The organism is Mycobacterium sp., assembly GCF_050701675.1.
Taxonomy (GTDB): Bacteria; Actinomycetota; Actinomycetes; order Mycobacteriales; family Mycobacteriaceae; genus Mycobacterium.
The window spans coordinates 1-4,909 of the sequence record NZ_JBOGDD010001221.1; the positions used below are offsets into that span (position 1 = coordinate 1).

General features: G+C 66.1%; 8 protein-coding genes. All 8 read left to right on the plus strand.

Annotated elements, in window-relative coordinates; genetic code table 11:
* Positions 1-1,045, plus strand: a 1,045-nt coding sequence (locus ACRDUX_RS37935; RefSeq protein ID WP_526422216.1) for an Mce/MlaD family protein, incomplete at its 5' end; no start/stop codon positions are given.
* Between the two features lie 223 nt (positions 1,046-1,268).
* A complete protein-coding gene (locus ACRDUX_RS37940; RefSeq protein ID WP_526422218.1) occupies positions 1,269-1,937 on the plus strand; it encodes an Rv1363c family protein in 669 nt (222 codons plus the stop codon).
* Positions 1,938-1,984: 47 nt separating this feature from the next.
* Positions 1,985-2,641 carry an Rv1363c family protein gene (locus tag ACRDUX_RS37945; protein WP_526422220.1) on the plus strand — a complete coding sequence of 219 codons (657 nt, stop codon included), beginning with the start codon at positions 1,985-1,987 and terminating at the stop codon, positions 2,639-2,641.
* A gap of 13 nt (positions 2,642-2,654) precedes the next feature.
* Positions 2,655-3,146, plus strand: coding sequence for a CAP domain-containing protein (locus tag ACRDUX_RS37950; protein ID WP_526422222.1), 492 nt, complete (start codon positions 2,655-2,657; stop codon positions 3,144-3,146).
* A 55-nt stretch (positions 3,147-3,201) separates the two neighbouring features.
* Entirely contained in the window at positions 3,202-3,312 is a 111-nt protein-coding gene (locus tag ACRDUX_RS37955; protein ID WP_526422224.1) for a hypothetical protein, read from the plus strand.
* Positions 3,313-3,432: 120 nt separating this feature from the next.
* Positions 3,433-4,317, plus strand: coding sequence for an alpha/beta hydrolase (locus tag ACRDUX_RS37960; RefSeq protein ID WP_526422226.1), 885 nt, complete (start codon positions 3,433-3,435; stop codon positions 4,315-4,317).
* Between the two features lie 125 nt (positions 4,318-4,442).
* Complete coding sequence (locus tag ACRDUX_RS37965) at positions 4,443-4,646, plus strand: fibronectin-binding protein (protein ID WP_526422228.1); 204 nt, start codon at positions 4,443-4,445, stop codon at positions 4,644-4,646.
* A 39-nt stretch (positions 4,647-4,685) separates the two neighbouring features.
* Positions 4,686-4,909, plus strand: a 224-nt coding sequence (locus ACRDUX_RS37970; protein ID WP_526422230.1) for an ATP-binding cassette domain-containing protein, incomplete at its 3' end; no start/stop codon positions are given.

Consider the following 4,909-nt stretch of genomic DNA (forward strand, 5'->3'; position numbering starts at 1 on the left):
GGCCAACACCGGGCTGCAAGCGATACCGCACGACAACCTCAAGACCGTCATCGACGAGTCCTACACCGCCGTCGGCGGCCTGGGGCCGCAGCTGTCCCAGATCGTCCGGGGCTCGACGGACCTGTCCATAGCCGCGCACGACAACCTCGATCCGCTACTCAAGCTCATCGATCAGGCGCAACCGGTGCTGGACTCCCAGTCCAATACCTCCGCGGAGATCCAGTCGTGGGCCGCGCACATCGCCACCGTCACCGGATCACTGCAAACCCACGACCGCGCCGTCGCCGGGTTCATCGACGGCGGTGGACCCGCGGCCGCCGCGGCACGTCAACTGGTCGACCGGCTACAGCCCACTCTGCCGGTCCTGCTCGCCAACCTCGTCAGCGTCGGCCAGGTCGCGTTGACCTACCAGCCCGACATCGAACAGCTGCTGGTCCTGTTCCCGCAGGTGATCTCCGCGACGCAGGCCGGGCTGGTGGCGAACATGAATACCAAGCAGGCCTACCACGGGCAATACCTGAGCTTCAATCTCAACCTGAACCTGCCGCCACCCTGCACCACCGGGTTCCTCCCGGCCCAGCAGCGGCGGGTGCCCAACCTCGTCGACTACCCCAACCGCCCGGCGGGGGATCTGTACTGCCGGGTGCCGCAGGACTCGCAGTACAACGTCCGCGCCGTGCGCAACACGCCGTGCGAAACGGTGCCCGGCAAGCGCGCGCCGAGCGTCGCGCTGTGTGAGAGCAACGAGCAGTTCGTGCCCCTCAACGACGGCAACAACTGGAAGGGAGACCCCAACGCCACCCTGTCCGGTCAGGGGATCCCACAACTGCCGCCTGGCGCCGCGCCGCCACCGGGACCACCCGATACGCCCCCACCGCCGCAGGGTCCGCCGGCACCGGCACCAGCCGTGGCGACCGCCAACTACGACCCGGCAACCGGCACCTACGTCGGACCCGATGGGCAGCAGTACACCCAGTCCGACCTGGCCCACTCGGCATCCAAGGACAAGAGCTTGCAGTCGATGCTGCTCCCCCCGGGGTCATGAGCGTCCACGGCGTGTACCCGGTAGCGGTGCACCGCGACGGCGATCACCCCTACTGGGGATCGACCTCCCGCCGCGGGAGGGCGATAGCGCGCCTACGGCCCGGGATCGTTGCTCTTACGACGGCGTGCACCAGCCGAATTCACAGAAAGGTGACCGATGCCGATCCCGCCCCATGAGCATCCGCTGATCCTGACCGGGCGAGACCCCCAGAGGAGAAGGCGACATGGCAGCCAGTACTAGTACCACGGCAACACCACTCGTCGAGCAGGTCGACGCCGACCTGCCTGACGACGAGCATCGACGCGGGCCGTCCACCGACGACGCGCCACCCGCCGACTCCGCGGGCGACGACCAGGTCACGGCGGCAACGGAATCCGGCCCCACGGCCCAGCGGCGGCGCCGGTGGCGGCCCTCCACCCTCACCGCCGGAGCCATCGCCGTAGCGGTGGCCATCGTCGCCGTGGCTGCCCTGGCGGGTTGGCTGGGCTGGCAAACCGTGCAAGCGCACGACAAGCAGCAGCAACGCGATGTCGTTCTGCAGGTCGGCCGGCAAGCGGCGATCAACCTGACCAGCATCGACTACGCCACCGTCGACGCCGACATCCAACGCGTCCTCGACGGATCAGTCGGCACGTTCCACGACGAATTCCAAACCAACGCCGCGTCATTCGCCAATGTGGTGCGCCAAGCTCAAACCAAGACCCAAGGCTCGGTCACCGAGGCCGGTGTGGAGTCCATTGACGGCGACACCACACAGCTTCTGGTCACGGCATCGGTGAAGACCAGCTCCGCGGGAGCCCCCGAACAGAATCCCCGGATATGGCGCATGCGGATCACCGTGACGCAGACCCCCGGCGGCGCCAAGGTATCCAACGTGGGATTCGTGCCATGATCACACCGTTCACACGACGCTCCCGATCACGCCATCGCGCTGATCCGGTGGAACCGACGCCCGACCCCACGCCAGAGGCCGCACCAGGCGACGACCACGCCCCCGACCCGCCGCCGACGACGGTGGAGGACATTCAGGCCGAAACCACCACCGGTGACCGGCATCTGACCGACGAGCCCGTCGTCGATGGCGAGCCGCCAGCGGCTCCGGTTCACCGGCCGCGACGGTATCTGCGTGCCCTGGTGTTCGTCGTGTTGCCGTTCGTGGCACTGGCGATCACCGCGGGCGCCGGTTACCTGAAGTATCAAGCGACGACCATGCGCCTTTCCCAGGCGGCCGCTGCGGACACCATCCACGCCGCCTCCGACACCACCGTCAAGATGCTGTCCTACCGCCCCGACACCGTCGAACGGGACCTGGGCGCTGCGCGTGACCTGCTGACCGGCAACCTGCGCAACGACTACACCTCGCTGACCCACGACGTCGTCATCCCCGGCGCCAAACAAAAACAGATCTCGGCGGTGGCCACCGTGCCCGCGGCCGCGTCGGTGAGCACCACGGCCGACCACGCCGTCGTGCTCGTCTTCGTCAACCAGACGGTGATCATCGGCTCGGATCCTCCCGCCAACTCCACCTCCAGCGTCCGGGTGACGCTGCAGAAGGAGGACAACCGTTGGCTCGTCTCGTCTTTCGACCCCATCTGATGGAGGTGACTTGATGCGAACACGCTTCACCGTCGCGACACTGGGGCTGCTCGCCACGTTCTGCACGGCAGGTGCGCTCATCGACGCCCCCCACGCGCACGCCGACAACAAACGGCTCAACAACAGCGTGGTCGCCAATGTCTACACCATCCAGCATCAGCACGGGTGCACCAACAACGTCGTGGTGAACCCCCAACTACAACTCGCCGCCCAATGGCACACCGACGACGTCCTCAACAACCGCGATCTCGACGGCGACGTCGGCTCCGACGGCTCCAGCACTCAGGACCGCGCCAACGCCGCGGGATACCACGGCACCGCCACCGAAACGGTCGCCATCAACCCCGCGCTGGCCATCAGCGGTATAGAGATCTTGAACCAGTGGTACTCCCGGCCCGATTACATGGCCATCATGTCGGACTGCACGAACACCCAGATGGGGGTGTGGTCTGAGAACAGCCTGGATCGCACCGTCGTCGTCGCGGTATACGGACGACCAACGTGACGTCCACCCATCACCCGTCACCGACACCGGCGGCCAGCAAAAGGAGCGAAGCCCGATGGATCCGAGTCCCGATTATGACGCCAGCGACGAGATCGAATACTTCTTCAACTGGCTTCCATGGGCGCTACGCGGGGTTTACCCACCCCCGGCCTACCCGCCCGTATAGACCTCGGCGCCACCATCGCGAAGCGGATCGGGCCAGTCGGATGAGGTCACTCAAATCCGCACCCATACAGCATGATTCCGCTGCCGCCAACTATTTGACGCCGACCAAGGTTCACATGCCATGAGATTCACGATCGTTCTCTTGCGCGCAGGGCTGACCGCCCTGCTATTCGTGTGCCTGTGGAATGCAGCCACGGCGCGGGCGGCCTCAGTGGAGTACCTGATGGTTCCCTCCGCGGCGATGGGCCGCGACATTCCCGTCGCCTTCCAGGCCGGCGGTCCGCACGCGGTGGTCGTCCTCGACGCCTTCGACGCCGCCCCCGACGTCAGCAACTGGGTGACTGCAGGCAACGCAATGAACACCCTTGCCGGCAAGGGCATCTCGGTTGTTGCCCCCGCCGGTGGCGCATGGAGTCTATACACCGATTGGGAGCAGGACGGCAGCCGCCAATGGGAGACCTTCCTTTCCCGCGAGCTGCCCGACTGGCTGGCCGCCAACAAGGGTCTCGCACCCGGTGGGCACGGCATCGTCGGAGCCGCCCAGGGCGGTACCGGTGCCCTGATGATGGCCGAGTTCCACCCCGACCGTTATCGATTCGCGGGCTCGCTGTCGGGGTTCCTCACCCCGTCGGCCACCACGTTCAACGGCGCCATCACCGCCGGCCTGGCGCAGTACGGCGGCGTGGACACCCGTAACATGTGGGGACTGCCGCAGCTGGGCCGCTGGAAGTGGCGCGACCCCGACGCGCACATCCAGTTGCTGGTCGACAACGGCACCCGGCTGTGGGTCTTCAGTCCAGCCACCGTGACGTGCAGTGACCCCGCCGCCATGATCGGGTATTGCGATCAGGCCCAAGGCAGCAACCGCAGCTTCTACAACCACTACGCCGCCGCCGGTGGCCACAACGGTCACTTCGACATTCCGGTGAGCGGTCAGCACGACTGGTCGAGTTGGGGCCCGCAGTTGGCCGCGATGTCGAATGATCTGAGCACCACCATCAAGTAACCGCCGAACAAGGGAGAATCGACGTGCCGATCGGGGTTGACGATGGAAGACGTGCTGGCCGGGTCGGGTGGAAGAGGCTGACCGCTGCAGCAGTGATTGCCTGGATTGGTTTCGCGTCAACGGGTTTGACGCTACCCGGTCGGGCCGCGGCCGATCCAGGCGACGATCCCTGCACCCTGGCGGTCTCGTTTCTCTGCCGCTTCGTGCCGATGGCGCCCAGTCTGGACGGTGACGTCGATCTGACCAAACAGCAACCACCGGCCGATCCCGCGGATCCACGAACGGCCGCGCCACCGCTGACGGATATCTGCACCAGCGGCTGCATCTAGCAGCACCAACGACACCACAACGGCTCGAGAGGATTACGCGTGGGCATCGGTATTCAGGTTGAGGGATTGACGAAGTCCTTCGGGCCCCAGCGAATTTGGGAGGACGTGACGTTCGACCTGCCTCCTGGTGAGGTGAGCGTGCTGTTGGGGCCGTCCGGTACCGGTAAGTCGGTGTTCTTGAAGTCGTTGATCGGGTTGCTGCGTCCGGAGCGCGGCAAGATCATCGTCGATGGCACCAACATCATCGAGTGCTCGGCCAAGGA